This is a genomic window from Coprococcus intestinihominis (genome assembly GCF_040096555.1).
In the GTDB taxonomy this organism is placed as follows: Bacteria; Bacillota; Clostridia; order Lachnospirales; family Lachnospiraceae; genus Coprococcus_A; species Coprococcus_A intestinihominis.
Genome location: NZ_JBBMEK010000273.1, coordinates 1 through 4395, shown reverse-complemented (window position 1 = coordinate 4395; position 4395 = coordinate 1). Strand labels below are relative to the sequence as shown.

The window sequence follows — 4395 nt, the reverse complement described above, 5'->3', positions numbered from 1 at the left end:
AGATCATAAAGAAAAAAGATGATTATACAATGGAATACGAAGTAGGAGATATCTGTAAAGTAACAGGTACCTGGTATGGTGGTGTTCACATTGAGGGAAAGACAGGTATTCCTGTATCCATTGACAGAGAGGAATATATTGAACTGGATGCGCAGGGAAAGCCTGAGCAGGCGGCAGCAGAGAATGTCCGGATGGATGAACAGAATGGTCATTCCGAATCTATGGGAGATGAAGCAGCTGCAGAGGATGTTCTTGAAAGGGACATTGAAGAGGGAGATATTGTTCGACATTTCAAACGGGAATGGGTATCAGAGGAAAGTGCGGAATACTTATACAAAGTTCTGGCATTTGCACAGCATACGGAAACAGGTGAGAAACTGGTGATTTATGAAGCGCTTTATCCGCCGTATAAAACATGTGCCAGACCATACGGGATGTTTATGAGTGAGGTAGATAGAACCAAATACCCGGATGTGCAGCAGAAATACCGTTTTGAAAAAGTAGAAACAAAGCGCTGGGTATAATAAAAAATTGATGGTCTGCTGATGTGAGAAAAGAAATGGACGGACAATACAGGTTATAGAGCGAAAAGAAAACATGCTTTATAACCTGTTTATTTTTTTTAGAACAAAAATTATATTAACAAATGTTAATGAAATTCTATATTTAAAATGTTACTATTATGGAATCATGACTTAAAAATGAATATAAGGGGTAATGATATATGGTGTCAGAAAAATTGATCAGGCAACTTTTCCGTACACAGGATCAAGCGGTGATCAGAAGACTGAGTGAGATTTCAGAGACAGTCATTTACAAGAAAAGGCAGGAAATCCATAAAGCAGGAGAGAACTATACACATTTTTATATGTTGCTGAGAGGGGCAGTTTATACATATTTTTATGATGAGCATCAGCATCCGGTTGTTCTGTGCTTTTTTTCGGAGAAGAATGATTTCATGAATGTAGAAAATTTCAATAAACAGTCAACGGTTGGGATGACAGCATTGACAGAGACAGAGGTTTTTCGGGTTCCGATTAAAGAAATACGTCAGCTTTCCGATGAAATACCAACATTGATCTGGGTGTATGCAGGATATCTGCAGAAGACTATGATGTATCTCTGCGTCATTAATAATCGGAGAATGAACCTGACGGCTGAAGAACGATATCAGTGGTTTTGTGAAAAATGGCCGGAGGTTGAGGCCAGTGCAAGTAATAAGCAGATTGCATCCTTTTTAAGAATGCGTCCGGAATCATTGAGTCGTCTGAAAGCACAGATGAAGCAAAGTGAAAAAGAGGCAAAAACATTGGAAAATATTCTGGTGACAAAGGATCTGCAGTGGGATTATATGGATATCAAGGAAATGATAGAGAAAAGACAGAATGGACAGGGGTAGAGATGTTATGACAACAGTGGAAGCAATCAATGCATGTATTCCATTAAATAATCCGGAGTTGACGGGGCAGTTGGGAAGCTTATCGGAGATTGTACATTATAAAAAAGGTGATTGTATTTACGATATTGGTGATATTCAAAAGAAGGTTTATGTTCTTATTGAAGGGATGCTCCGATGTTATTTTATTGATGAATCACAGACAGAAATGACAGATTCTTTCATGACAGAGAAGGGAATGGTCGCGAATTCTGTAGAAATTTTTGTTGGAAAAGAAACGCCGTCGGTTGTCGGTGTAGAAGTGCTGAATGAAACCACTGTTTTGGAGATACCGGTGCAGGCAGTTTTTGACCTTATGCAGCAATATCCGAGAATGGCCAAGCTCTATGTCAGATGTCTGCATCAGGCGCTGGAATTTCAGAATGAGATCAATATCAAGCGGCTTTATTTGCCGGGCAATAAGCGTTATGAATGGTTCTGCAAAAAGTGGCCGGAAGTCGATCAGATCGCAAGTAATCAGCAGATTGCTTCTTTTCTTGGCATTCGCTCAGAATCTCTCAGCAGACTGCGGCATCAAAAAAGGAAGCATCAGTGAGAGATAATCTATATTGTTTTCGAAACAGCGATATTGATTGCGCATGGATGCTGATTTTTGTCGAAATCTTTGGGGTGCCTGTTCGACGGCTTTCGACACCCATTCTGGTATTTTTGTGTTATAGTTTGTAATGCTTACATGTGAGTTGCAGGATAACATTGAGAATAGAAGATGAGGTGGAGAAAATGAGGAAGGAAATCGTCGAATTAGAACAGTTGTTAGAGATTCAGAGATTGCAGAACATGGCATGGTGGGAGACATCAGATCAGTATCAGGAAGAACTGGAAGCATCAGAAGAGGTACGTGAAGAATATGAAGAGATGCTGAAAGAGCTTTCACCGGAGTTGTGTGCGATATTGGATCGGATTGAAGAGGCATGGTATCTGATGAAGGAGGCTGAACTTCAGGCAACCTATATGCAGGGTATATCGGATGGTATGGACATGCAGAAAGAGAAGTTGAGAAGGGTTTGCTGAGTGATCCTTACTGTCTGGGACAGTTATCGTAATTTTAAATAATGGACAAAAGAAACCAATTTAATGCAAAAATCACTGGTAATATTCACGAAAAATGCTGAAATTGCAGGATTATATTAATTAACTTGCAAAAAAATGCAAAAGATTGTTGATTCATTCATCGCTTAGCGTTATAATAAGAGCGCAATTTGTATTATGAATAAAAGGGTATACATAGAGCGCAGTCTGCACTCTGTGATCAGAAGGGAATGTCAACAATGATGAGTAAGGCGTATGCATCAATGAGCAGAGAAGAACTGCTCTCTTTGAAGGAAGAACTTGATAAGGAATTTCAGGGATACAAGGAGAAAGGGCTGAAGCTGGATATGTCCAGAGGCAAGCCTTCTATCGCACAGCTGAATCTTTCCATGGGAATGATGGATGTTTTTCACAGTGAGTCTGATCTGAAATGTGAAGATGGCACAGACTGCCGTAATTATGGTGTACTGGATGGTATTCCGGAAGCAAAGAGACTGTTGGCCTCTATTGCTGAAGTGAATCCGAATAACATTATGATTTTTGGTAACTCCAGTCTGAATGTGATGTATGATACAGTAGCGAGAGCTTATATGTTCGGCCTTCTTGGACATACACCATGGTGCAAGCTTGACAAGGTGAAATTCCTTTGTCCGGCACCGGGCTATGACCGTCATTTCAAGATTACAGAGACTTTTGGTTTTGATCTGATCACAATCCCGATGCATGAGGATGGACCGGATATGGACATGGTAGAAGAATATGTCAATAATGATCCGGCAGTCAAGGGAATCTGGTGTGTACCGAAGTATTCCAACCCACAGGGTTATTCCTATTCTGATGAAGTTGTCAGACGTTTTGCGGCATTGACACCGGCAGCAGAAGATTTCAGAATTTTCTGGGATAATGCTTACAGTGTCCATCATCTGTATGAAGATAAGAGGGATGAAATCCTGGAGATCCTTGAAGAATGTGCTAAGGCCGGTCATCCGGATATGGTTTTCAAGTTTACATCAACGTCTAAGATCAGCTTCCCTGGTTCCGGCGTTGCAGCTATTGCGACATCCGATGCCAACATGGCAGATATCCGCAAATACATGGTTGTTCAGACGATCGGTCACGACAAGCTGAATCAGCTGAGACATGTTCGTTTCTTCAGAGATCGATATGGTGTGGAAGCACAGATGCGTCGTCATGCCGATATTCTGAGACCGAAGTTTGAAATGGTTGAGCAGACACTGGAGGATGAACTTGGCGGTCTCGAAATCGGTACATGGACAAAGCCTCTCGGTGGATATTTCATTTCCTTTGATGCTTTGGAGGGCTGTGCGAAAGCGATTGTTGCCAAGGCAAAAGAGGCAGGCGTTGTGATGACAGGTGCAGGTGCTACATTCCCATACGGAAAGGATCCTAAGGACAGCAATATCCGTATTGCACCATCTTATCCGACAGTTGAAGAACTGGCTGTTGCGGCCAAGCTTTTTGCACTTTGTGTCAAGCTTGTCAGTGTTGAGAAGATTCTTGAGAGCAAATAGATGCGCTTTAAATGGATGTAGATTGATAAAAAGATAAAAGAAATTAAGAATAAGCCGTTTACTGCCAATGATGAAAATTCTGTTTAGATATAGAATATGTCATCATCAGGGCAGCAGGCGGCTTATTTTGTTGCGAAAAATATTGGATTCTGCTATAATAACTCTACTATACTTGTATGAAATGAGCGACAATAAATGGTACAGAATCTAAAACCGGTGGTTGAACTGAATAGTGAGGACTGGACAGAACTATTGAAGAAGTACAAACTGCAGACTGTGATGTCATCGGTTCATGTACAGATGGTCTGGTACAGAATGCAGCGAGCATTGGAACCGGAGATTTGGTATGAGGTACATGGAAAGGAAGTTCTTGCGGCA

Annotated in this window: 6 protein-coding genes; all 6 read left to right on the top strand. The window is 41.1% G+C overall.

All coding sequences use genetic code 11. From position 1 onward, the window contains the following. Positions 1-2 precede the first annotated feature (2 nt). Complete coding sequence (locus tag WMO25_RS15450) at positions 3-524, top strand: DUF1653 domain-containing protein (RefSeq protein WP_349086070.1); 522 nt, start codon at positions 3-5, stop codon at positions 522-524. Positions 525-724: 200 nt separating this feature from the next. Further along, complete coding sequence (locus tag WMO25_RS15445; RefSeq protein WP_349086069.1) at positions 725-1399, top strand: Crp/Fnr family transcriptional regulator; 675 nt, start codon at positions 725-727, stop codon at positions 1397-1399. Further along, the gene (locus WMO25_RS15440) at positions 1386-1991 is read left to right on the top strand and encodes a Crp/Fnr family transcriptional regulator (RefSeq protein ID WP_215690987.1); all 606 of its coding nucleotides are present in this window, start codon (positions 1386-1388) and stop codon (positions 1989-1991) included. The genes WMO25_RS15445 and WMO25_RS15440 overlap by 14 nt, the downstream gene beginning before the upstream one ends. 185 nt (positions 1992-2176) lie before the next feature. Then, complete coding sequence (locus tag WMO25_RS15435) at positions 2177-2467, top strand: hypothetical protein (protein ID WP_117538562.1); 291 nt, start codon at positions 2177-2179, stop codon at positions 2465-2467. Positions 2468-2724: 257 nt separating this feature from the next. Next, positions 2725-4017 (top strand): aspartate aminotransferase type Ic, encoded by a 1293-nt coding sequence (locus WMO25_RS15430; RefSeq protein WP_215690984.1) that lies wholly within the window; start codon positions 2725-2727, stop codon positions 4015-4017. A gap of 195 nt (positions 4018-4212) precedes the next feature. Beyond that, positions 4213-4395: hypothetical protein (locus WMO25_RS15425; RefSeq protein WP_349086066.1), on the top strand; the 183-nt coding region annotated here is incomplete at its 3' end.

Bases quoted from the DNA above. Each gene is read 5' to 3' on its own strand.
- WMO25_RS15445 (WP_349086069.1), top strand. From the start codon at position 725: ATGGTGTCAGAAAAATTGATCAGGCAACTTTTCCGTACACAGGATCAA.
- WMO25_RS15440 (WP_215690987.1), top strand. From the start codon at position 1,386: ATGGACAGGGGTAGAGATGTTATGACAACAGTGGAAGCAATCAATGCA.
- WMO25_RS15435 (WP_117538562.1), top strand. From the start codon at position 2,177: ATGAGGAAGGAAATCGTCGAATTAGAACAGTTGTTAGAGATTCAGAGA.
- WMO25_RS15430 (WP_215690984.1), top strand. From the start codon at position 2,725: ATGATGAGTAAGGCGTATGCATCAATGAGCAGAGAAGAACTGCTCTCT.